Below are 22,037 nucleotides of genomic sequence, written 5' to 3'. Positions count from 1 at the left end.
GAGAGGGATGGACGCGAGGAAACTGCTGACAGGCGGAGGGGCGGCCGGGACGGCCGTTCGCTGGGGGCTGCTGACCGCCGCGGTCATGGCGCTGCTGCTCTACGCGCCGACGCCTTACGCCGCCTACGAACCAGGCCTTGCTTTCTATACGAAGCCGCTCGTACGCGCCTCGAACCCAGACGAACCGGGTACGGGCGCCTTCATGTTGACGACCGTCCAGCTTTCGGACGCGAACGCGTGGAAGACGATTCGTTCGTCCTGGGACGGCAATCTCGAATTGGTTCGCAAGCGGGATTTGTTCCAAGGCGGTTCGCAAGCGGATTTCATGGAGATGCAGACGGTCGTCATGCGCGGCTCGCAGACGGATGCGGTAGAGGCGGCGTACGAGGAAGCGGGAGTGGCCTACGAGATTGCGTCTTACGCCCTTGTTGTTTCCGACGCGGGCAGCTCAAGCGGCGCGTTCCATACGGGAGACGAGATCGTCTCCTTCGGCGGGCTGCCTGTGACGAGTCTGCGCGAGCTGTCTCTCGCGCTGAACCGGGAAGCGGCTGCCGGACAGACGCAAGTTTCCATCGTCCGCCAAGGGCGAACGCTGGAGCTTGCAATCCGGCTGCCGGCGGAAGTGATTGCCGATCAGCCGGCCCTGATGGTCGGAGTTCGCAAGTTGACCGAGCTTCGCCGAATACAGCCCGCTAACGCGGAAGATGAAGTCGACATTCAAGCCGGAGAGATTGGCGGGCCGTCCGCCGGACTTATGTTCGCGCTTCAGACGCTGGACGAGCTGACGGACGGGGATTTAACGGCGGGCATGCGCGTCGCAGGGACGGGGACGATTAATGCGAAGGGGGAAGTCGGCGCGATCGGAGGCGTCTCCCACAAGGTCGTGGCGGCCGACCGGGCCGGAGCGGACGTATTTCTCGTACCCGAGGAGAATGAGCAGGAAGCGATCGCGAAGGCGGCCGATATCGGAACCGCCATGCGCGTCCTTGGCATCGGAACGCTCCGCGAAGCGAAACAGGCGCTGGAGGAGGCCGGCGGCTGACCGGCCGACATTCAGCGCTCCAACATGACGGGCTTGCCGTAATAATCTCGGAATAGCATCTTGGCGTCGGTATTGGGCTCGGCTAATGCATAGACGGAAGTCGCTTCCACGTCCATTTGCAGATAGCGTGAAGCCGATCGCGCGTCCGCCGCGCTGAGCAGCACCGGCAGACGGGCATCTTTTCGCATTCTTTTGAGCAGCTCGCGACCTTTGGGCGTAAAGCCGAGCACGCGGATATACTCGACGCCGGTCGTCAGCCGCTCGCGGGTCATGTCGGTCTTGCGGTGGCCGAGCAAAATCGCCAGCAGCGCCCGCTGCAGCTTCGTGCGCGTATAGCGTTTCGTCTTGAGCGCCTCCAGCAGCGCTTCGAACGTGAGAGCGGGAAGGGACGGCAGCGCGTTTTTGATTCGGTGCTCCAGACCCTCGGTTACTTCATGATAAGCGGCGAGCATCTCCGCGGGTTCGGAGAGCAGCTTATGGAACAGCGACCGTTCGTACAGCCGCCAGCTTACGCGGGCTTCCGCGCGCGAGCTCCCGGCAAGAAGGTCCAGCGTTGTGAAGGGAATGAAAGGGGCAGCCGCATCCGGCGAGCCTTGTTCCAGAATGAGCTTGCGGATGGCGGTCGCGCTTGCGATTTGGGTATCGGTAATATCGGTTTGCGAATAGCCGGCTTTCTCGCGTTTGATCGTATACGGCGTCATCGGGCTGACAAGTCTCTCCAGCGCGAGCAGATAATGCAGCCCGAGCGTATTGTTCGGCTGGTCGAACGCGAAGGCGGCTGCATCCGCGTCTCCTTTCGCGCTCATATATGCCTTTACGGCGGCGCCGTAAGCCGAAGGATAACTGACGCCATCGGCCAGCTTGTCCGCCAGCAGCGAGGCGAAGGGAGGGCTCTCGGACGCGAGCTCGCGGGCGACGCGCCGCATGGGCGCAAGGTCGCCGCCTTCGCTGCCGAAGCACAGCGCGTCCACGACGCCCGTCGCGTCAAGCGTGGCGACCGCGCCGTAGGCGAACCATTCCGCAGCCTGCGCGGAGTAGGCGACGGGCAGCTCCAGAACCAGATCGCAACCGCCGCGAAGCGCCATTTCCGTCCGCGTCCATTTGTCCGCGAGCGCCGGTTCCCCGCGCTGCAGGAAGTGGCCGCTCATGACGGCGACGACCGCATTCGCTTCCGTTATTTTGACCGATTGCTGCAAATGATAGAGATGTCCATTATGGAATGGATTGTATTCCACGATTAGTCCGACAGTGCGCACGATTGTCCCTCCAACGTTTTCCAATGTAATTTCACTATATCACGCGAGTGAAAATGTTGACAAAACGATTTAAACGTCGATATAATAAACTTTGTTTGTTTGGAGTGATGATATGGAGATTCATGTTCAGGAACTGGCAAAAGCAAACGCCCGGGTGCCGTTGAAGGCCGACCTTAATACCGATTGGCTGCAGGAAGTCCGCAAAGACGTTCTGAAGTCCGGTCCGATCAAGGTAGCGCTCGAGGCATATGGACAAGTCGGCATCGCGCACATCGAGGGAGAACTTTCCCTTGATTTGGAGATGGCCTGCTCACGCTGTTTGGAGCCGGTCCATGAGACGATTGTCGTTCCGTTCCACGAACGCTTTAAGCCCGCAAGCGCCAAGCACGGCGCCGAGGACGAAGAGATAATCGTCGTGGAAGAGGACAAGGTGGACCTGGAGCCGCTCGTCGAGGAGACGATGCTGCTTGCGCTTCCTTTCACCCCGATGTGCCGGGAGGACTGCAAGGGGCTTTGTCATTCGTGCGGCGCCAATTTGAACGAATCGGCATGCGGCTGTCAGACCGAACGCATCGATCCAAGACTGGCCGCTTTGAAAGATTTATTCAAGGACGACAAGTAGCGCTTATGGGCGCTGCCCAATTCTGTGAAGGAGGTGGGAAACATGGCAGTACCACAACGTAGAACGTCGAAAACCCGTCGTGACAAACGCCGTACGCATTTCAAGCTGGCTGTACCGGGTATGGTAAAATGCGAGCAATGCGGAGAGCTTAAACTGGCTCACCGTGTATGTAAAGTATGCGGAACGTATAAGGCGAGAGAGATCATTAAACAATAGTTTCAACTTACAAGTAGTACTTCATCCCGTGATGAGGTGCTATTTTTTTTGTCCAGATCATGTTGCGCAAGCCCGATTCTCCGTCGAATAAGCGGGGGTGATTGATTCGGGACGGCTTATTCTATATACTAGTTAGTACCAGGTTATAATATCTGCTTGTAAGTTTGGCGCAGCGCACACGGCTATCATAAGTTCGTTTGTGCCCGCAACCCGTCAACTTCGCGGGCGGTTTCCGCTGCAAGGCGTTACATACTGGCTCAACATTACGGCAAAGGCGGTGCGGGCCATCGAACGCGTTCCGAAGCGGCAGCGGCATCAGCAATTATCCAAGTTAATCGAAGAGAATCCATTTATTACCGATAGGGAATTAACAAGGCAGCTCAAGGTCAGCATACAGACCGTGAGGCTGGACCGGATGGAACTCGGCATTCCGGAGCTCCGGGAACGGATGAAATTAATGGCGGAACGTTCGTACGACGCGGTCAAATCGCTTCCGCTCCACGAGGTCATCGGCGATATCGTCGACCTGCAGTTGGACCGGAGCGGCATCTCCATTTTCGAAATTCGCGAGGAGCACGTGTTCTCGCGGACCGGCATCGCCCGCGGCCATCATGTGTTCGCGCAGGCGAACTCTTTGGCCGTCGCTGTCATTAACGACGAGATCGCGCTGACGGCTACAGCCGACATTCGTTTCGTGCGTTCCGTCAAGTTAGGCGAGAAATGCATTGCGAAGGCGTACGTGCGATCGATATCGGGCGAGAAGAGCAAGGCGAAAGTGGAAGTGTTTTCGTACGTTGGCGACGAAATGGTATTCCAGGGTCACTTCGTCATTTACCGGTCCGCGGGAGAGCCAATCATCGAAGGAGGGAACTGACTTGCGGGTCGCTATTGATGCAATGGGTGGTGACCATGCGCCGTCCCAGATTGTGAAGGGGGCGCTGGCCGCCGCGAGAGAATGGTCCGACACCGAACTGCTTCTGGTCGGGGATACGGCGCAGATCGAACCTCTGTTTGAGGGTAACAAGCCGGCGAACGTTACGATCGTGCATGCGGACGACGTCATCGGACCGGACGACGAGCCGGTGAAGGCGGTTCGTCGGAAGAAGAGATCCTCCATGGTCGTCGCGGGCACGTTGGTACGCGAGGGCAAAGCGGACGCGATGCTTTCGGCGGGCAATACGGGCGCGCTGATGACGACGGGGTTGCTTATCGTCGGCCGCATTGACGGGATCGAACGCCCGGCGCTGGCTCCGATGCTCCCGACGATGGACGATGTCGGCATGTTGGCGCTCGATTTAGGCGCGAACATGGACGCCAAGCCAGAACATCTCGCCCAGTATGCGGTTATGGGCAGTATTTACCGCGCAAAGGTGCACGGCATGAATAATCCGCGCGTCGGTCTGCTTAACGTCGGCACCGAGGCGATGAAGGGCAACGAGTTAACGAAGGCGGCGTATACCTTGCTTGAGCAGGCGCCGATCAATTTTATCGGCAACGTAGAGTCGCGCGACGTCCTTCTGCGCAACTGCGACGTTCTCATCTGCGACGGATTCGCCGGCAACATTATGCTGAAGACAATGGAAGGCACGGCGAGCGTCGTCATGCGAGGCGTCCGCGACGCCATCATGAGCTCGTTCCTGACGAAGCTTGCGGGCGCGATCATTAAACCGAAGCTCGCGTCGATGCGCGCTAAAATGGATTACAAAGAGCATGGAGCCGGCCCGCTGCTGGGCGTGAACGGTTTGGTGCTGAAATGTCACGGATCGTCGAACGATCAGGCGGTCAAGAACGCGGTCGGGAAAGCCCGTACCGCGATTCAGAGCCGGCTCGTCGAAGCGATCGCATCGGAATTCAGCAGGAAGTGAGTGAGCGGCATGCAATTATATCCGGTAGGTATTATCGGCACGGGCAAATACGTCCCTGAACGTATTTTGACGAATCATGATTTGGAACAAATGGTGGAGACGAACGACGAATGGATCGTCAGCCGCACCGGAATCCGGGAGCGTCGAATCGCGGCGCCGGAACAAGCGACCAGCGACCTGGCCTACCATGCGGCGGAGGCTGCGCTTCGGGCGTCCGGCGTGGCGGCGGAAGATTTGGATTTGATCCTCGTCGCGACGATCACGCCGGATATGTTTTTCCCTTCAACCGCCTGTCTGGTACAGGAGAAGCTGGGCGCGAAGAAAGCGGCCGCATTCGACTTGTCGGCGGCATGCTCCGGATTCATATACGGGTTGGCGACAGCATCGAACATGATCGCTACGGGCATGTACAAACACGTGCTCGTCATCGGCGCGGAATGTTTGTCTCGTATTACGGATTATACGGATCGCAATACATGTATCTTGTTCGGCGACGGCGCCGGAGCCGTCGTGCTCGGTCGCGTGCCGGAAGGACGGGGCTTCAAGTCGTTCGAACTCGGAGCCGACGGAAGCGGCGGCGAGCTCCTTAATGTGCGCGGCGGCGGCTCGAGGCTGCCGTCAACCAAGGAATCGGTCGACAGCAAAGCGCATTATTTGTTCATGGCCGGCAACGACGTGTTCAAGTTCGCGGTGCGCATTATGGGCAGCGCGGCGGAAGAAGCGCTGCGCAAAGCGGGCATGGATAAGAGCGAGATCGATTTGCTTGTCCCGCATCAAGCGAACATCCGCATCATCCAGTCGGCGCTGAATCGTTTGGATTTGCAGGAAGAGAAAAGCATGATCAACCTGGACAAATACGGCAATATGTCGGCGGCGTCGATTCCGGTCGCGCTGGCGGAAGCGGTCGAGGAAGGTCGTGTCCAAGAAGGCGACAAGCTCGTATTGGTCGGTTTCGGCGGCGGCTTGACTTGGGGCGCGAGCGTTCTCGTCTGGTAGGCCGAATTTATCGTGGAGGTTGAGAGTATGGGTAAAATCGCATTCGTATTTCCCGGGCAAGGCGCGCAAGCGGTCGGAATGGGCAAGGACGCTTACGAGAGCATCGAAGCGTCCCGCGCGATCATCGACCGCGCCGACGAAGCGCTAGGTTTTTCGTTAAGCTCGATTATTTTCGAAGGGCCGGAAGAAACCCTGAAGCAAACCGCGAACACGCAGCCGGCGCTGTTGACGGTAAGCGTTGCGCTGCTCGAAGCGTTCAAGACGCGCGGCGTCGAGCCGGATTTCGTGGCAGGCCATAGTCTGGGCGAGTACAGCGCATTGGTCGCGGCCGGCGTGATGTCGTTCGAGGATGCGGTCCGCACGGTCCGTGCGCGCGGCGAATTCATGGAGCAAGCTGTACCGGGCGGGCAGGGAGCCATGGCTGCGGTGCTGGGCGCGGAACGCGAAGCGCTTGCCGCATTATGCGCGCAGGCAAGCGGGGAAGCGGGCGCGGTAGAGCTGGCGAACGTGAACTGTCCGGGGCAGATCGTCGTCTCCGGCACGGCGGCGGGCGTTCAAGCCGTCATCGAACGGGGGAAGGAGGCGGGAGCGAAGCGGGTCATTCCGCTTGAAGTAAGCGGTCCGTTCCATTCTTCCCTGATGAAGCCAGCCGCCGACCGCCTCTCGGGCGTGTTGTCGGAGCTCTCGCTCAACGATGCGGCCGTTCCGGTCGTGGCCAACGTTACGGCCGAGGCGGTCGCCGGCAAGGACGACATCCGGCGCTTGCTCGCCGAGCAGGTGTACTCGCCCGTGCTTTGGGAAGACAGCGTCCGGTATTTGATCGCCCAAGGCGTCGATACGTTCTATGAAATCGGCAGCGGCACGGTGCTGGCGGGACTAATCAAGAAAATCGATAAGTCGGTTACGGTTATTTCCATTAATTCCGCGACTTCGATCGAGGCGGTACCGGCTGTGTAAGGCAGATTGGTTTGCGTGTACAACCGGAAGGTGGGACATGCAGCATTCTGCCGGAGCAGATTGGTTTGCGTGTACAACCGGAAGGTGGGAGATGCAGCATTCTGCCGGAGCAGATTGGTTTGCGTGTACAACCGGAAGGTGGGACGTGCAGCATTCTGCAGCATCCGAAGCCAATCGTAAAGGGGGATATCCACTTGTTTGCATCTCTAACAGGCAAAACGGCATTGGTCACCGGCGCTTCCCGCGGGATCGGACGGGCGATTGCGATCGCCTTGGCCGAAGCAGGCGCGGACGTCGCGATCAATTACGCGGGAAGCGAGGCGGCAGCCGCCGAGACGGCGAAAGCGGTCGAGGCGCTCGGGCGCCGTTCCTTGCTCATTCAAGCGAACGTAGGCAAATCTTCGGAATTCGAAGCCATGGTCAAGCAGGTCGTCGACACGTTCGGCGCCATCGATATTTTGGTGAACAATGCCGGCATTACGCGCGATAACCTAATCATGCGGATGAAGGAAGAAGAGTTCGACGAGGTAATCGAGACGAATCTGAAGGGCGTGTTCAACGGCACCAAGGCCGTGACGCGGCCGATGATGAAGCAGCGTTCGGGCCGGATCATTAATATTTCCTCGGTCGTAGGGGCGCTCGGAAATCCTGGGCAGGCTAACTACGTGGCGGCAAAGGCTGGCGTCATTGGACTTACGAAATCGACCGCGCGGGAGCTTGCTTCCCGAGGCATTACCGTCAACTGCGTCGCGCCAGGATTTATCCAGACCGACATGACGGACAAATTGCCGGAAGAAGCCCGTGTCAAGCTATCGGAAGGCATTCCGCTCGCAAGACTGGGGCAGCCGGAAGATATCGCCAACGCGGTTCGTTTCCTCGCATCCGGGGCGGCTTCTTACATGACCGGCCAAACGATACACGTCGACGGCGGCATGTACATGTAGCCGAAGCCGCGGGGGCTTAAACGCTTTCAGGTTGAAGCCGTGTCGCGTATGGCATTTTGTCCTCAATTCTCGTATAATACTTTGGAGGAGGTGAACCGGATGTCCGATGTATTGGAACGTGTGAAGCGCATCGTTATCGACCGCCTTGGCGTTGACGAGTCTGAAGTTACGCTTGAAGCGTCGTTTAAAGACGACCTCGGCGCTGACTCTCTTGACGTCGTAGAACTCGTCATGGAGCTGGAAGATGAATTCGATATGGAAATCTCTGATGAAGATGCAGAGAAAATCACGAGTGTGGGAGAAGTTGTAAACTACATACAATCTCATACCTAAGAATTTGGACGAGTCCCGTTGTAACAGACGGGACTTCTCTCCATCTTGCGCTTCATTTTTTATCCTAGCCTACCCGAATATCAGCAAGCGCTTATCGCGATTTTCATAGATTACATACAGCGCATCACCGTGTTAGCAATAGCAGTTCAACCAAGAGGTGAAGAGAATGAAGCATAGAGTCGTGGTGACGGGCATGGGCGTAATGACAGCGCTCGGCTCCGAGTTGCAGCAGTTCTGGGGCAATCTGATGGAAGGCAAATCCGGCGTTTCGCACATTGAAGCGTTCGATGTCTCCGAATATCCGACCCAGATCGCGGCGGAAGTGAAGAATTTCAATCCCGAAGATTACGGGATCGATAAGAAGGAAGCGCGCCGGATGGACCGTTTCGTCCAATTTGCCGTCGTCGCGAGCCAATCGGCCGTGAAGGACGCGCAGCTTGCAATTGGGGAGAACGTCGATCCCGAGCGCGTAGGCGTCATGGTCGGTTCGGGCATCGGCGGTCTTGGCACGTGGGAAGACCAGCACAACATATTGCTCGAGAAAGGCCCGAAGCGCGTCAGTCCGTTCTTCATCCCGATGATGATCGCGAACATGGCATCCGGTCAAGTCTCAATGGCGACGGGAGCTAAAGGTCCGAATAGCACGGCCGTTACGGCATGCGCGACGGGAACCCACTCCATTGGCGATTCCTACAAAATGATCCAGCGTGGCGACGCGGACGTCATGATCTGCGGCGGCGCGGAAGCGACTATCCGTCCGACGGGGCTTGCGGGCTTCTGTTCGATGCGCGCGATGTCCACGCGCAACGACGAGCCAGAGAAGGCAAGCCGCCCGTTCGACTCGGGACGCGACGGATTCGTCATGGGCGAAGGCGCAGGCGTGCTTATTCTGGAATCGCTGGAGCACGCGCAGCAGCGCGGCGCCCATATTTATGCGGAAGTCATCGGTTATGGCATGAGCGGCGACGCCCACCATATGACCGAACCGGATCCGGACGGCGCGGCCCGCTGCATGATCCGCGCATTGAAGGACGGTGGTCTTGAGCCTTCCGAGATCGATTATATCAACGCGCACGGCACGTCGACGCCGGTAGGCGACAAGTCCGAGACGAGCGCGATCAAGAAGGCGTTCGGCGATCACGCGTACAAATTGGCTGTCAGTTCGACCAAATCGATGACCGGCCATCTGCTTGGCGCAGCCGGCGGCGTTGAAGCGGTCATTCTCGGTCTGACCTTGCAGAACGGCATTATCCCGCCAACCATTAACCTTGACGATCAGGATCCGGAATGCGATCTGGACTATGTTCCGAATACGCCTCGTCAAGCCGACGTTCGCATTGCGCTTTCGAATTCGTTCGGTTTCGGCGGCCACAACGCGACGATTATTTTGAAGAAATATGAAGCTTGATGCATTCGAGGAGCTGCAGCAGCGTCTGCAGCTCCGCTTCCGCAAACCGCGCCTGCTCCGGCAGGCGTTCACCCATACGTCTTATGTCAACGAACACCGGAAAAGCAGCGCGGAGCACAATGAGCGACTGGAGTTTCTCGGGGACGCGGTTCTTCAATTGACGGTATCCGAGTATTTGTACCGTACGTTCCCGGAACGCCCGGAAGGACAATTAACTCGTATGCGTGCATCGATCGTTTGCGAGCCGTCGTTGGCGCGGTTTGCGGAAATGCTCGAACTAGGCGCCCATGTACTGCTCGGTCGCGGGGAAGAGCAGTTAGGCGGTCGCCAAAGGCAAGCCTTGTTGGCGGACCTGTTCGAGTCGTTCGTCGGCGCGATTTACCTCGATCAAGGGCTGGAGACGGTTCAGGTCTTTCTGAGAACGTATATGTTCCCTTACATCGACGGCGACGGCGGTCTGCTCGTGAAAGACTACAAGTCGATGCTTCAAGAGAAGGCGCAGCATAACAGCATGGGACTGATCGAATACCGGATCGCGGAAGAGCGGGGGCCAGCCCATGACCGCGAATTCGTCGCGGAGGTATCGATCGGCGAACGCGTGCTCGGATCCGGCATCGGACGGACGAAGAAGGAAGCGGAGCAGCAAGCGGCCGCGGAAGCCTGGCGCAAGCTCGGCAGCGAAGCGTAACGCGTTATCCTTATATTGCCTGCAAGATCCCGGTCTGCCCAGCAAACCGGGATTTTTAGCGCCCGGGCGGCGTCGCACCAGTGAAAACAACCTGTCCTTTTCAGACAAGTATGGTACAATAATCGTTGAGGTGAAGGCATAAGCTATGTTCCTGAAAAGGATAGAACTTGCGGGTTTTAAATCGTTCGCCGATAAGACGGAGCTGGAATTCGTCCGGGGCATTACAGCGGTTGTCGGCCCGAACGGCAGCGGAAAAAGCAACATCAGCGACAGCATACGCTGGGTGCTTGGCGAGCAGAGCGCCAAGAGCCTGCGCGGCGGGAAAATGGAAGATATTATTTTCGCCGGCAGCGACGCCCGCAAAGCGGTCAACTTCGGGGAAGTGTCGTTAACGCTTGATAACAGCGACAATGCGCTTCCGCTCGAATATAACGAGGTCACCGTTACGAGACGCGTTCATCGGAGCGGCGACAGCGAATATATGATTAACAAGCAGCCGTGCAGGCTGAAAGATATTACGGAACTATTCATGGATACGGGAATCGGCAAGGAGGCCTACTCGATCATCGGACAGGGCCGAATCGAAGAGATTTTGAGCACGCGTTCGGAAGATCGCAGGGGCATTTTCGAAGAGGCGTCCGGCATCGTGAAATATAAATCGCGCAAGCGCGAAGCGCAGCGTAAGCTGGACGATACCGAGCAGAATTTGCTGCGCATTCACGACCTGGTATCGGAGCTCGAGGATCAGGTCGAACCGCTGCGGGAGCAATCCGAGAAAGCCCGTCTGTACAAGGAACTACGCGAACAGCTGAAGAGCTCGGAAATTTCTATGTACGTGCACAATATCGAGACGGTTCATCGCTCATGGACGGAAGCGAGCGAGAAGCTGAAGAAGCTGGAGAACGAACAACTCTCCCTGACGACAGTAGTCAGCAAGCATGACGCCCTGCTCGAGAAAGACCGGTTGAAGCTGAGAGAAATCGAGGAAACGCTCGATCGTCTTCATGAATCGATGCTCCAGTACAGCGAAGAATACGAGAAATGCGAAGGCTACGGCGAGGTGCTGAAGGAACGGAAGAAGAACCTCGAGCAGAATCGCACGCAGCTGGAAAGCTCGATCGGAGCGTTGACCGAGCGTATCGCGACGCTCACGAAGGAAGAAGCCGAGTTTCGCGGCAAAGCGGCATCATTGGAAGCAGAACTAACCGATTTGCGCGGACGCTTGTTATCGGAGGAAGCGCGTATGCTTGGCGCGGCGGCGGCGAATTCGGGCGAGGCGGAGGAGTCGCTCAAGAGCGAGCTTCTCGAGGTCATGAGCGCCATGGCGCAGCTTCGCAACGAAATCCGATACGCGGGTCAACAGGAAGAAGTGCTTCAACGGCGCATGGAACGGTTGTCCGAGGAGCAGTCCAAGTGGCAGGAGCAGCATGGCAAGTTGGAGGCGCGAAGAGCAGACCTGAAGGCGAGACTTGACGCGACGATAGCCGATATCGCCGGCGCCCGCGAGAAATACGCGGCCGAGCAAGAAGGGCTGCAAGCGGGACAGAAGCTGCTCGAGGAAGCGCAGACCGCCGCCAGGAAGTGGGAACAGAAGCTGGAAGCGCTTCGCTCGCGGCGCGATACGATGAAAGAGATGCAGGACGGCATGGATGGCTTTATGCAGGGCGTACGTGAAGTACTCAAGGCTTCGCGGCGCTCAAGCGGCGGGTTGGATGGCGTACATGGCGCGGTAGCGGAACTCATTCGCGTGCCGGCCCGAATCGAGACCGCGGTTGAGACCGCGCTCGGCGCCGCGCTGCAGCATATCGTCATGACGGACGAGCGTACAGCGAGAGCCGGAATCGCGTTCCTGAAACAACGGCAGCTTGGCCGGGCGACCTTCCTGCCGCTTGACGTTATCCGCGGACGCAGCGTGCCGGAGCAAGATAAACGCATGGCGGCAAGCATAGAAGGTTTTGTCGGCGTGGCCGCGGATCTCGTGGACAGCGAACCGCGATATGCCTCCATCGTCGACAATTTGCTCGGCAACGTGCTTCTGGCGGAGACGCTGGAACAAGCGAACCGGATCGCGGCGAAGTGCCAATACCGGTTCCGCGTCGTGACCCTTGAAGGCGACGTCGTCAATGCCGGCGGTTCGATGACCGGCGGCAGCCTGCAGAAGAAGGGGGCGAGCCTGCTCGGCCGGACGCGTCAAATCGAAGAGCTGGATGCCGAAGTGAAGACAACGGACATGCAGTTGGTCAAGCTGAGAGACAAAATTTCCGATTTGCGTAAAGAACAATCGATCCGTAGTCAGAATATCGACGAGCTTCGCAGCTCGGGTGAACAGCTCCGCATCGACGAGCAGCACCTGCGCGCCGAACTGCAGCAGATGGAGAACGAGAACCGTCACTTGACCGAACAGCGGCAGTTGTTCGAATCCGACAGCACGGGTCACCGCTCCGAACGCGAACAGCTGCAAGCATCCGCGGCCGAGGCGGAGCGTAAGCTGCAAGAGATGACCGCGCAGGAGACGAAGCTGCAGGCAGCGATCCGGATTGCCGAGGAGCAGCGCAAGGCGAACGAATCCGCGAAGGAGCAGCTGCAGGATCAGTTGACCGACCTGAAGATCGCGGTGGCGAAGGCCGAGCGCGAGAAGCAAGCGTTCGAAGATCAGGCTTCCCGCGTCCGCGCGGACGTTACGCGTTCCAAGCAAGAGCTGTCCGGGCTGCGCGACATGTTCGCCAGACAGAACGAGGACGGTACGCAGCATGCCGACGAGAGCGTTCGCCAGATCGAACAGCTGAACGCGCTTCGCATCCAGAAGGATAAGTGCGCGGAGCAGACCGATCTGAAGCGGGCCGAGCGGGCGGAGATGATGCGCGAGCTCGAGCAAGGCGAGAGCGAGACGAAGGAGCAGCGGACGCAGCTTCGTCAGGTTGAAGAACAGATGCGGCAGACCGAAATCGCCTCGAATCGTCTCGACGTCGAGCTTGATAACCTGCTGCGCAAATTGAGCGAGGAATACGAGCTCAGCTACGAGCTGGCGAAGTCGAAGTACCCGGTGCCGGAAGACGTGCCGGCGCTGCAGAACGAAGTGCGCGACTTGAAACGCAAAATCAGCGCGCTGGGCGAAGTGAACTTGGGCGCGATCGACGAGTACGAGCGCGTCAAAGAACGCTACGAATTCCTAGACGAACAGAAGAACGACTTGATCGAAGCAAAGACGACGCTGTATCAAGTCATTCGCGAGATGGATGACGAGATGTCGAAACGTTTCAGTACGACATTCGAGGCCATACGCGGACACTTCGTCGTCGTATTCGGGAAACTGTTCGGCGGCGGCCGTGCGGATTTGGTCATGGTCGATCCCGACCGGGTACTGGACAGCGGCATCGATATCGTCGCCCAGCCGCCGGGGAAGAAACTGCAGAATTTGCAGTTGCTATCCGGCGGCGAGCGGGCTCTGACGGCAATCGCGCTCCTTTTCGCGATTTTGCAGGTGAAGCCGGTTCCGTTCTGCGTGCTCGACGAAGTCGAAGCGGCATTGGACGAAGCGAACGTCGCGCGGTTCGCGCAGTATTTGCGCGAATTCTCCTCGCTCACGCAGTTCATCGTCGTCACGCACCGCAAAGGCACGATGGAGGAAGCGGATGTGTTGTACGGCGTCACGATGGAAGAAGGCGGCGTTTCGAAGCTCGTCTCGGTCAGGCTGGAAGAAGAGGATCCGTTCTCCGCGGAGAGCGCTTAAAGCGGAGCGGGACGATCATGGCCAAACGGTCGGCATAGATAGACGAAAGCGGCGGCGGATCGGTAATAGCGGATCCGCTGCTTTACGCTTTCGGCACCAATGGATGGAGGGATAACGTGAGTTTTTTTAAGAAACTGAAAGAAAGCATTTCGCAGAAAACCGAGACCGTTACCAATAAATTCAAGGAAGGGTTGACCAAGACCCGTACCGCGTTCGTCGAACGCGTCGAGGAGCTTATTCTGCGACGCAAAAAGATCGATGAGGCGTTCTATGAAGAGCTGGAGGAAATCCTGATAGGGGCGGACGTCGGCGTAAACACGGTGATGACGCTAATCGACGAATTGCGCGTCGAGGTGAAGAAGCGGAAGATCGAGGACGCTTCCGAGCTGCAACCGGTACTGTCCGAGAAGCTGATCGGCCTGTTGAAGGGCGACGAGGACAACAAGCTGCACATGGAGCCTAGCGGATTGACGGTCATCTTGTTCGTCGGCGTTAACGGCGTCGGGAAGACGACGACGATCGGCAAGCTTGCGCACAAGTTCAAGAGCGAGGGCAAAAAGGTGCTAATGGCCGCTGGCGACACGTTCCGCGCGGGCGCGATCGAGCAGCTGGAAGTGTGGGGACAACGCGTCGGCGTAGACGTGATTAAGCAATCGTCGGGCGCAGATCCTGCCGCGGTCATGTATGATGCCGTGCAAGCGGCCAAACAACGCGGCGTGGACGTGCTGCTGTGCGATACGGCCGGACGTCTGCAGAACAAGGCGAATCTGATGGAAGAGCTGAACAAAATTTACCGCGTCATCCAGCGCGAAGTGCCGAGCGCGCCGCATGAAGTACTTCTCGTGCTCGACGCGACGACGGGGCAGAACGCGCTAAGCCAAGCGAAGCTTTTCGGCGAGAAGAGCGGCGTTTCGGGACTCGTATTAACGAAGCTCGACGGTACGGCGAAGGGCGGCATCGTCATCGCGATCCGCAACGAGCTGCAGCTGCCGGTCAAGCTGGTTGGACTTGGCGAGAAGATGGACGACCTGCAGGAATTCGATTCCGAACAGTTCGTGCACGCGCTGTTCGCGGGTCTTATTCAGTCGGCGGAAGGCGAACAATCGGATTCGTAAACGTGACAAGGGAAATTGCTTGACAGCGGTATGTCGAATAGGCTATGATAAACGTCGTGGTTAAGACGTGTAAAGGTCTTGCCCTTGACGGAGGGGGAATAACGGTGGCCGTACAAGGACCCGATGCCCTTGCTAAGACGACCCGGATCAATATGTTGTTCGATTTTTACGAGCCGCTGCTGACCGAGAAGCAACAAACTTTTCTCAAATATTATTTTCACGACGATTACTCCCTCGGGGAAATCGCCTCCGAATTCGAAGTGAGCCGCCAAGCCGTGTATGAGCACATCAAGCGCGCGGAGACGGTGCTGGAAGGCTACGAGAGCAAGCTTAAACTGTTGGCGAAGCATAATGCGCGTCAGCAATGGCTGAGTAAGCTGGAAGCCTTCGCCGCAGAAGCGGACGTCATGTTCAATCAGCGGCTAACCGCTATCTCGGCGGGATTGCGCGCGATCGAATCCGGCGGGATGGAGACGAACGGGAACGAATAAGTATTACATATAAGCATTAAGCGAGGTGACGGTCATGGCATTCGAAGGATTAACAAGCCGGCTGCAGAATGTGTTCGGCAAGCTGCGCGGCAAAGGCAAGCTGAGCGAGGAAGACGTAAACGAAGCGATGCGCGAGGTGCGCCTTGCCTTGTTGGAAGCCGACGTCAACTTTAAAGTGGTTAAAGATTTTATCGCGAAGGTGAAGGAACAAGCCGTTGGCGCGGAAGTGACGAAGAGCTTTACGCCCGGCATGGTCGTCATCGATATCGTAAACAAAGAGTTAACCGAACTGATGGGCGGCACGCAGAGCAAGCTGGCGAAGTCGAACCGTCCGCCGACGGTCATCCTGATGGCGGGTCTGCAGGGCGCCGGCAAGACGACCTCTTCCGGCAAACTGGCCAAGATGCTGATGAAGGACAAGCACCGCCCGCTGCTCGTCGCCTGCGACATTTATCGTCCGGCCGCGATCAAGCAGCTCCAAGTGCTCGGTGAAGGCATTGGTGCCCCGGTGTTCACGATGGGCGACAAGACGTCGCCGGTCGAGATTGCCCGCGCGGGCTTGGCCCACGCGAAGGAGCACGGCAACGACTACGTCATTATCGATACCGCCGGCCGACTGCACATCGACGAAGCGCTCATGGAGGAGCTTCGCCAGGTGCACGAGGTCGCGAATCCAGACGAAGTGCTGCTCGTCGTCGACGCGATGACAGGTCAAGAGGCGGTCAACGTTGCGCAGAGCTTCCATAGCCAGTTGGAGCTAACGGGCGTCGTGCTTACTAAGTTAGATGGCGATACGCGCGGCGGTGCCGCTTTGTCGGTCAAGGCCGTGACGGGCACGCCGATCAAATTCGTCGCTACGGGCGAGAAGATCGAGCCGCTCGAGCCTTTTCATCCGAGCCGGATGGCTTCCCGGATTCTCGGCATGGGCGACATGCTCTCCCTCATCGAGAAAGCACAGTCGAACATAGATGCCGAGAAAGCAGCCGAGATGGAACGCAAAATGCGTACGGCCGAATTCACGTTCGAGGATTTCCTCGAGCAGATGGAGCAGGTACGCAACCTTGGACCTCTCGATCAGCTGCTCGATATGCTCCCGGGCATGGGCAAAATGAAGGATATGAAAAACGTCAAGGTGGACGAAAAACAGATCTCCCGCGTCGAAGCGATCGTCAAGTCGATGACGAAGGTCGAGAAGCAGAAACCGGAAATCTTGAACCATAGCCGCCGCAAGCGGATTGCTGCCGGCAGCGGCACGTCGATCGCCGAAGTCAACCGTTTGATCAAGCAGTTCGACGACATGAAGAAAATGATGAAGCAGTTCTCGTCCATGATGGGACCGAAAGGTCCGAAGGGCGGCATGAAAGGCTTGAAGGGCATGAAAGGGATGCTGGGCAAGGGGATGAAGTTCCCGTTCTAATATTCCCGTTCTACTATTGTAAGGAGGTGAAACACAATGGCAGTACGTATTCGTTTGAAACGTATGGGTGCGCACAAAGCGCCTTTCTACCGCGTAGTCGTATCCGACTCCCGTTCCCCGCGTGACGGTCGCTTTATCGAAGAGATCGGTACTTACAACCCGGTTGCACAACCGGCACTAGTGACGATTGACGAAGAGAAAGCACTGAAATGGCTGAACACCGGAGCGCAAGCTTCCGATACGGTTCGCAACCTGCTCTCTCAAGCAGGCGTTCTGAAAAAGTTCCATGAATCGAAGCTTCAGAAATAATATTTCTTAAGCGGAGGCCGCTGCATGAAAGAGTTAATTCTTGTCATCGCGAAGGCTCTTGTGGATCACCCCGAGGACGTGCGCGTCGACGTGAAAGAGGACGATCGCGGCACCGTCTATCGGCTTACCGTTCACCCCGGCGATGTCGGCAAAGTGATCGGTAAGCAGGGACGGATTGCAAAGGCGCTCCGGACGGTCGTTTCCTCGGCGGCCGTTAAGACGGACAAGCGCGTCATGGTCGATATCGTTTCATAGCGATCGTACATCGAAGCAGGGTTAGGATACCTTATCCTAGCCCTTTTTCGATGGAACAATAAGCATGCAGGGAAAGGGGCAGTCTCATCATGAACGAACAAGATATGCTTACCGTAGGCAAAATCGTGAACACGCATGGCATCAAGGGGGAGTTGAAGGTCGTCTCGCAGACGCACTTCGCCGATGAGCGATTCGCGCCGGGCAGCAAGCTCGTCATCGAACATCCCGAGACGAAGCAGCGACTCCACATCGAAATTACCGGCGCGCGCGAGCATAAGGGCATGTTTATGATCAAGCTGGCCGGTTACGATAATATTAACGATGTCGAGAAGTATAAGGGCTGGGAAATCAAGATTTCGAAGGACTCGCTCGGGGAATTGGAAGAGGGCGAATATTATCACTACGAGATCGTCGGCTGCAAGGTCGTAACCGAAGAGGGACAGGAGCTTGGCACAATCACCGAAATTTTGAGCCCAGGCGCGAACGACGTGTGGGTGGTCAAGCCCGCCAAAGGCAAGGAGCTGCTTATTCCGGTCATCGACGACGTTGTCCTTAACGTGGACGTCGCGTCGAAGACGGTGACCGTCCGGCTGATGGAAGGATTGATCTAATCGTGCGGATCGACGTGTTGACCTTGTTCCCGGAGATGTTCGACGGCGTCTTCGGCGCCAGCATCTTGGGCAAAGCCCGGGACAAAGGCATCGTGGAGTTGAACGCCGTCAATTTTCGCGATTATGCCAACAATAAACATAACACGGTTGACGACTACCCCTATGGCGGCGGCGGAGGCATGGTGCTGAAGCCGGAGCCTTTGTTCGCGGCGGTGGAAGATCTGGTCAGCCGGCAGCGCGAGGAGGCCGCTCCGCGCGTCGTGCTCATGTGCCCGCAGGGCGAGCCGTTCACGCAGCGCAAAGCCGAGCAACTGGCCGGCGAGAAGCATCTCATCTTCGTCTGCGGCCATTATGAGGGCTACGACGAGCGGATACGCGAGCATCTGGTCACCGACGAAATTTCGATCGGCGATTACGTGCTCACGGGCGGCGAACTGCCAGCCATGGTCATCATCGACAGCGTTGCCCGACTGATACCCGGCGTTCTTGGCAACGAGACGTCGGCGGTGACGGACTCGTTCAGCACGGGTCTGATCGAGCATCCGCATTATACGCGTCCTGCCGTATTTAGGGGCTGGGAAGTACCCGAGGTACTTATGTCTGGTCATCACGCGAAGGTAGAGCAATGGCGTCGCCAGCAGTCGCTCCTACGCACGTTGAAGCGGCGTCCGGAGCTGCTGGAGCGCGTGGAGTTGACCGACAAGGAACGGTTATGGCTGGAACAGCAGCGAACTGAAAAATGAGTTTGCAATCGGTCGCGGTTTGTGTTATAATTTCAAATGTTGCTTTTTGTAATAATCGGGCGGTCCGCTATACAGCTAAGACCCGATTCCTAGGATGAATCGGCGAGCTGATATGAACGTCTATGGTGGAAGGAGTGATTCTAAAATGAATATCGTACAAGCAATCACGCAAGAGCAATTGCGTACAGATCTGCCAAACTTCCGTCCGGGAGACACGCTCAAGGTACACGTTAAAGTTATCGAGGGTTCCCGCGAGCGTATCCAGCTGTTCGAAGGCGTTGTAATTAAACGTCGCGGCGGCGGCATCAGCGAAACATTTACGGTTCGTAAAATTTCGTATGGTGTGGGCGTTGAAAGAACGTTCCCAGTACATTCGCCGAAGCTGGAGCGGATCGAAGTAGCTCGTCGCGGTAAAGTCCGTCGTGCGAAGCTGTACTACCTTCGTAACCTGCGCGGTAAAGCTGCGAGAATTAAAGAGATTCGTTAATGAACGACAAGAGGGGGGCTTGCGCATAGTAAGTCCCCTTTTCGTTTTATTCGGTAGGGATATGAACGGAGGGAAGCGGATGGACCATCAATCCGGGAAGCACGAGGACGGGGAAGACCGTACGAACACAGACAACTCGCAACTGGAACAATCACGCCATAAGAACGAGTTGAACGAGCACAGCACCATTCCGGAGCGAAGCAAGGGCAGCAAAGCCCGCAGCGAAATCGCGGAATGGGTGAAGGCGCTGGCGATCGCGGCGCTGTTGGTTCTGGTTATCCGCTGGTTCCTATTTGCTCCCTTTATCGTGGAAGGGCAGTCCATGGAACCGAACTTCTATACTAGCGAGCGACTGATCGTCAACAAAATCATCTATGATATCCGGGCTCCGAAACACGGAGAAGTTATCGTATTCGAGGTTCCTGACCAAGGACGCGATTTCATTAAGCGGGTCATCGGGGTACCAGGCGATAAGATTAAATACGAAGGCGACGATTTATACATAAACGGCGAGAAGGTCGAAGAGCCGTATCTGGCGGAGGCGATCGCGGCGGCGAAAGCGCGTGGCGAGCTGTACAATACGAGAGAAGGCTTCCCGAACGATACGGTTACGGAAGATACGGTACCGGAAGGAACCGTGCTCGCATTCGGCGATAACCGTTCCCACAGCCAGGATAGTCGGATGATCGGATTCGTGCAGTACGATCGGATCGTCGGACGCGCGGACTTTATTTTCTGGCCGCTGGATAAGTTGCAGTTCGTTAAACACGGATGAGGTGAAAGGCAGCATGACCATACAATGGTTTCCGGGGCATATGACGAGAGCCCGGAGACAAATTCAGGATAAATTAAAGTTGATCGATTTGGCCATCGAGCTGCTGGATGCGCGCGTGCCGTATTCCAGCCGCAACCCGATGGTGGACGAGATTTTGCAAGGCAAGCCGCGGCTGATCATTCTGAACAAAGCCGATCTGGCAGATCCGAAGACGACGGAACAGTGGATAGCCGCTTTCGCGAAGGAAGGACATGCCAGCTTGGCCCTCGACTCCTCCACGGGTTCGCGCGTAGGCGAAGTACCGGCGGCGGCGAAGAAGATTTTGCATGAGAAAATCGCGCGCCAAATCGCTAAAGGGATGAATCCGCGCGCCATTCGCGCGTTGATCGTCGGCATTCCGAACGTCGGCAAGTCTACGTTAACGAATCGGCTTGCGGGACGCAACATTGCCGCAACCGGGGACCGTCCGGGCGTCACCAAAGGCCAACAGTGGATCAAGGTCGGCACGGAGATGGAGCTGCTGGATACCCCGGGTATACTTTGGCCGAAGTTCGAGGACGAGATGGTCGGCTACATGCTCGCCATGACGGGCGCGATCAAGGAGCAGGTCATCAACATCGAAGACGTGGCGTTCTTCTCGATCAAAGTGCTTGTGAAGCGGTACTGGCCGATGATCGAGGAGCGATTCGGCGTCGATAAGCCGCCGGCCGATCCGGAAGATACGGACGAGATCGTGCGCGTTATGGAGGATATCGGTCGCAAACGCGGCTGTCTGGTCAGCGGCGGACGGGTCGATTTGGAGAAGACGTCGGGCATTATTTTGAGAGAACTTCGCGCGGGCAAGCTGGGGAGACTTTCCTTCGAAGCGCCGGAAGATTTTTTCTAAACGACCGCGTCGGGAAGAAACTCGGTTAGCACCGTGGGGGAACGGGAGAGACTCGGCATGCTTACGTACGAAACCGGACTGTGGGAGCAGGGATACCGGCTAATCGCCGGGATTGACGAAGTCGGGCGCGGCTGTTTGTTCGGCGATGTGGTGGCGGCGGCCGTCATATTGCCGGAGGGCCTTATACTGGACGGCATTGACGATTCCAAGAAGTTGTCGGAGAAGAAACGCGAAGCGCTCTATGAGCTAATCACGGGCGAAGCGATCGCATGGGCGGCAGCCAGAGTCAACGCCTCGGTCGTGGACGAGATTAATATAAAACAGGCTGCAAGGCTCGCCATGAGACAAGCGGTGGAACAGCTCGGAGGCGTGCATCCGGATTATTTGCTCGTCGATGCCGAGAAGGTGGACCTCGATATTCCGCAGCTGGCGATTATCAAGGGCGATGCGCTCAGCCAATCGATCGCCGCGGCTTCAATCGTTGCCAAAGTTACGCGGGATCGGCTATGCGTCGGCGAGTGGGAGCGGATGTACCCGGAATACGGCATCGCGATCCATAAGGGGTATGCGACGAAGTTTCACCGGGAGAAGCTGCTGGAATACGGCCCAAGTCCGCTGCATCGCAAATCGTTTTTGGGTAAGCTGTTCGTGGAACAGCAAGTTTTGTTTTGATGGGCCGCAAATGCATAGCGTACTCAGAATGCCGGGCAGGCAGTTCCGCGGAAGCACCGCAAAGGAACGCGCTGTCCGGCTTTATTGTTGTTGAGCTGCAGCATTTTGTCGGCTAAGGTTAAGAGATTTCATGTTTTTGCCGATAATAAGGCTAAATAGCGCAGGTTGGCAAGGTCTGGCGCGAAAGTGTATGGAGAGGCAGTCAAGGATGAGAGGAGG

The 22,037-nt window shown here is 57.3% G+C and carries 24 protein-coding genes; 23 read left to right on the top strand and 1 reads right to left on the bottom strand.

The window, feature by feature from the left end; translation table 11 throughout:
* Positions 1-7: 7 nt before the first annotated feature.
* Positions 8-1,042: a YlbL family protein gene (locus BCM02_RS06185; RefSeq protein WP_148928191.1), complete on the top strand. Its 1,035-nt coding sequence runs from the start codon at positions 8-10 to the stop codon at positions 1,040-1,042.
* Between the two features lie 11 nt (positions 1,043-1,053).
* Here BCM02_RS06185 and BCM02_RS06180 read toward each other — a convergent pair whose 3' ends face one another.
* The gene (locus BCM02_RS06180) at positions 1,054-2,298 is read right to left on the bottom strand and encodes a nucleotidyltransferase (protein ID WP_148928190.1); all 1,245 of its coding nucleotides are present in this window, start codon (positions 2,296-2,298) and stop codon (positions 1,054-1,056) included.
* A gap of 112 nt (positions 2,299-2,410) precedes the next feature.
* Here BCM02_RS06180 and BCM02_RS06175 point away from each other — a divergent pair, with 112 nt between their 5' ends.
* The 22 genes from BCM02_RS06175 (at position 2,411) to BCM02_RS06070 (ending at position 21,818) form a co-directional block, all read left to right on the top strand.
* Positions 2,411-2,920, top strand: coding sequence for a YceD family protein (locus BCM02_RS06175; protein ID WP_148928189.1), 510 nt, complete (start codon positions 2,411-2,413; stop codon positions 2,918-2,920).
* A gap of 42 nt (positions 2,921-2,962) precedes the next feature.
* On the top strand, positions 2,963-3,136 hold the full coding sequence (gene rpmF / locus BCM02_RS06170) for a 50S ribosomal protein L32 (RefSeq protein ID WP_006211382.1): 174 nt from the start codon (positions 2,963-2,965) through the stop codon (positions 3,134-3,136).
* 286 nt (positions 3,137-3,422) lie between these two features.
* On the top strand, positions 3,423-4,010 hold the full coding sequence (gene fapR, locus BCM02_RS06165; RefSeq protein ID WP_187434096.1) for a transcription factor FapR: 588 nt from the start codon (positions 3,423-3,425) through the stop codon (positions 4,008-4,010).
* A 1-nt stretch (position 4,011) separates the two neighbouring features.
* Positions 4,012-5,001, top strand: a complete 990-nt coding sequence (plsX, locus tag BCM02_RS06160; RefSeq protein ID WP_148928188.1) for a phosphate acyltransferase PlsX — start codon at positions 4,012-4,014, stop codon at positions 4,999-5,001.
* Between the two features lie 9 nt (positions 5,002-5,010).
* Complete coding sequence (locus BCM02_RS06155; protein WP_148928738.1) at positions 5,011-5,997, top strand: beta-ketoacyl-ACP synthase III; 987 nt, start codon at positions 5,011-5,013, stop codon at positions 5,995-5,997.
* Positions 5,998-6,024: 27 nt separating this feature from the next.
* Complete coding sequence (gene fabD / locus BCM02_RS06150; RefSeq protein WP_148928187.1) at positions 6,025-6,954, top strand: ACP S-malonyltransferase; 930 nt, start codon at positions 6,025-6,027, stop codon at positions 6,952-6,954.
* A 194-nt stretch (positions 6,955-7,148) separates the two neighbouring features.
* Positions 7,149-7,898, top strand: coding sequence for a 3-oxoacyl-[acyl-carrier-protein] reductase (gene fabG, locus BCM02_RS06145; protein ID WP_148928186.1), 750 nt, complete (start codon positions 7,149-7,151; stop codon positions 7,896-7,898).
* A 99-nt stretch (positions 7,899-7,997) separates the two neighbouring features.
* Positions 7,998-8,231, top strand: coding sequence for an acyl carrier protein (gene acpP / locus BCM02_RS06140; protein ID WP_148928185.1), 234 nt, complete (start codon positions 7,998-8,000; stop codon positions 8,229-8,231).
* Between the two features lie 166 nt (positions 8,232-8,397).
* A complete protein-coding gene (gene fabF, locus BCM02_RS06135; protein ID WP_148928184.1) occupies positions 8,398-9,639 on the top strand; it encodes a beta-ketoacyl-ACP synthase II in 1,242 nt (413 codons plus the stop codon).
* Positions 9,629-10,327, top strand: coding sequence for a ribonuclease III (gene rnc, locus BCM02_RS06130; RefSeq protein ID WP_148928183.1), 699 nt, complete (start codon positions 9,629-9,631; stop codon positions 10,325-10,327). The genes fabF and rnc overlap by 11 nt, the downstream gene beginning before the upstream one ends.
* A 145-nt stretch (positions 10,328-10,472) precedes the next feature.
* Positions 10,473-14,057: a chromosome segregation protein SMC gene (smc, locus tag BCM02_RS06125; RefSeq protein WP_148928182.1), complete on the top strand. Its 3,585-nt coding sequence runs from the start codon at positions 10,473-10,475 to the stop codon at positions 14,055-14,057.
* Between the two features lie 116 nt (positions 14,058-14,173).
* Positions 14,174-15,172 carry a signal recognition particle-docking protein FtsY gene (gene ftsY, locus BCM02_RS06120; protein ID WP_148928181.1) on the top strand — a complete coding sequence of 333 codons (999 nt, stop codon included), beginning with the start codon at positions 14,174-14,176 and terminating at the stop codon, positions 15,170-15,172.
* A gap of 152 nt (positions 15,173-15,324) precedes the next feature.
* Positions 15,325-15,663: a YlxM family DNA-binding protein gene (gene ylxM, locus BCM02_RS06115; protein WP_246183271.1), complete on the top strand. Its 339-nt coding sequence runs from the start codon at positions 15,325-15,327 to the stop codon at positions 15,661-15,663.
* A gap of 34 nt (positions 15,664-15,697) precedes the next feature.
* Positions 15,698-17,080, top strand: coding sequence for a signal recognition particle protein (ffh, locus tag BCM02_RS06110; protein WP_148928179.1), 1,383 nt, complete (start codon positions 15,698-15,700; stop codon positions 17,078-17,080).
* 36 nt (positions 17,081-17,116) lie between these two features.
* A complete protein-coding gene (rpsP, locus tag BCM02_RS06105; protein ID WP_148928178.1) occupies positions 17,117-17,389 on the top strand; it encodes a 30S ribosomal protein S16 in 273 nt (90 codons plus the stop codon).
* A gap of 24 nt (positions 17,390-17,413) precedes the next feature.
* Positions 17,414-17,644 carry a KH domain-containing protein gene (locus tag BCM02_RS06100; protein ID WP_148928177.1) on the top strand — a complete coding sequence of 77 codons (231 nt, stop codon included), beginning with the start codon at positions 17,414-17,416 and terminating at the stop codon, positions 17,642-17,644.
* Between the two features lie 89 nt (positions 17,645-17,733).
* Positions 17,734-18,255 (top strand): ribosome maturation factor RimM, encoded by a 522-nt coding sequence (rimM, locus tag BCM02_RS06095; RefSeq protein ID WP_148928176.1) that lies wholly within the window; start codon positions 17,734-17,736, stop codon positions 18,253-18,255.
* A 2-nt stretch (positions 18,256-18,257) separates the two neighbouring features.
* Positions 18,258-18,998: a tRNA (guanosine(37)-N1)-methyltransferase TrmD gene (gene trmD, locus BCM02_RS06090; RefSeq protein WP_148928175.1), complete on the top strand. Its 741-nt coding sequence runs from the start codon at positions 18,258-18,260 to the stop codon at positions 18,996-18,998.
* 145 nt (positions 18,999-19,143) lie between these two features.
* Complete coding sequence (gene rplS, locus BCM02_RS06085) at positions 19,144-19,485, top strand: 50S ribosomal protein L19 (RefSeq protein ID WP_148928174.1); 342 nt, start codon at positions 19,144-19,146, stop codon at positions 19,483-19,485.
* Between the two features lie 79 nt (positions 19,486-19,564).
* The gene (gene lepB / locus BCM02_RS06080; RefSeq protein WP_148928173.1) at positions 19,565-20,260 is read left to right on the top strand and encodes a signal peptidase I; all 696 of its coding nucleotides are present in this window, start codon (positions 19,565-19,567) and stop codon (positions 20,258-20,260) included.
* Between the two features lie 13 nt (positions 20,261-20,273).
* On the top strand, positions 20,274-21,146 hold the full coding sequence (gene ylqF, locus BCM02_RS06075; RefSeq protein ID WP_148928172.1) for a ribosome biogenesis GTPase YlqF: 873 nt from the start codon (positions 20,274-20,276) through the stop codon (positions 21,144-21,146).
* A 57-nt stretch (positions 21,147-21,203) separates the two neighbouring features.
* On the top strand, positions 21,204-21,818 hold the full coding sequence (locus BCM02_RS06070; RefSeq protein WP_148928171.1) for a ribonuclease HII: 615 nt from the start codon (positions 21,204-21,206) through the stop codon (positions 21,816-21,818).
* Positions 21,819-22,037 lie beyond the last annotated feature (219 nt).

Origin of the sequence: Paenibacillus methanolicus, from assembly GCF_008124765.1 — a bacterium.
Lineage (GTDB): Bacteria > Bacillota > Bacilli > Paenibacillales > Paenibacillaceae > Paenibacillus_Z > Paenibacillus_Z methanolicus.
This window is presented reverse-complemented; position numbering and strand designations above follow the sequence as displayed.

Coding starts and splice junctions, on each gene's coding strand:
- fabF (WP_148928184.1), top strand. CDS start 8,398: ATGAAGCATAGAGTCGTGGTGACGGGCATGGGCGTAATGACAGCGCTC.
- BCM02_RS06070 (WP_148928171.1), top strand. CDS start 21,204: ATGCTTACGTACGAAACCGGACTGTGGGAGCAGGGATACCGGCTAATC.
- lepB (WP_148928173.1), top strand. CDS start 19,565: ATGGACCATCAATCCGGGAAGCACGAGGACGGGGAAGACCGTACGAAC.
- smc (WP_148928182.1), top strand. CDS start 10,473: ATGTTCCTGAAAAGGATAGAACTTGCGGGTTTTAAATCGTTCGCCGAT.
- rnc (WP_148928183.1), top strand. CDS start 9,629: ATGAAGCTTGATGCATTCGAGGAGCTGCAGCAGCGTCTGCAGCTCCGC.
- fabD (WP_148928187.1), top strand. CDS start 6,025: ATGGGTAAAATCGCATTCGTATTTCCCGGGCAAGGCGCGCAAGCGGTC.
- rpsP (WP_148928178.1), top strand. CDS start 17,117: ATGGCAGTACGTATTCGTTTGAAACGTATGGGTGCGCACAAAGCGCCT.
- BCM02_RS06155 (WP_148928738.1), top strand. CDS start 5,011: ATGCAATTATATCCGGTAGGTATTATCGGCACGGGCAAATACGTCCCT.
- ylqF (WP_148928172.1), top strand. CDS start 20,274: ATGACCATACAATGGTTTCCGGGGCATATGACGAGAGCCCGGAGACAA.
- rpmF (WP_006211382.1), top strand. CDS start 2,963: ATGGCAGTACCACAACGTAGAACGTCGAAAACCCGTCGTGACAAACGC.
- BCM02_RS06185 (WP_148928191.1), top strand. CDS start 8: ATGGACGCGAGGAAACTGCTGACAGGCGGAGGGGCGGCCGGGACGGCC.
- BCM02_RS06100 (WP_148928177.1), top strand. CDS start 17,414: ATGAAAGAGTTAATTCTTGTCATCGCGAAGGCTCTTGTGGATCACCCC.
- ffh (WP_148928179.1), top strand. CDS start 15,698: ATGGCATTCGAAGGATTAACAAGCCGGCTGCAGAATGTGTTCGGCAAG.
- rplS (WP_148928174.1), top strand. CDS start 19,144: ATGAATATCGTACAAGCAATCACGCAAGAGCAATTGCGTACAGATCTG.
- rimM (WP_148928176.1), top strand. CDS start 17,734: ATGAACGAACAAGATATGCTTACCGTAGGCAAAATCGTGAACACGCAT.
- BCM02_RS06175 (WP_148928189.1), top strand. CDS start 2,411: ATGGAGATTCATGTTCAGGAACTGGCAAAAGCAAACGCCCGGGTGCCG.
- acpP (WP_148928185.1), top strand. CDS start 7,998: ATGTCCGATGTATTGGAACGTGTGAAGCGCATCGTTATCGACCGCCTT.
- ylxM (WP_246183271.1), top strand. CDS start 15,325: ATGTTGTTCGATTTTTACGAGCCGCTGCTGACCGAGAAGCAACAAACT.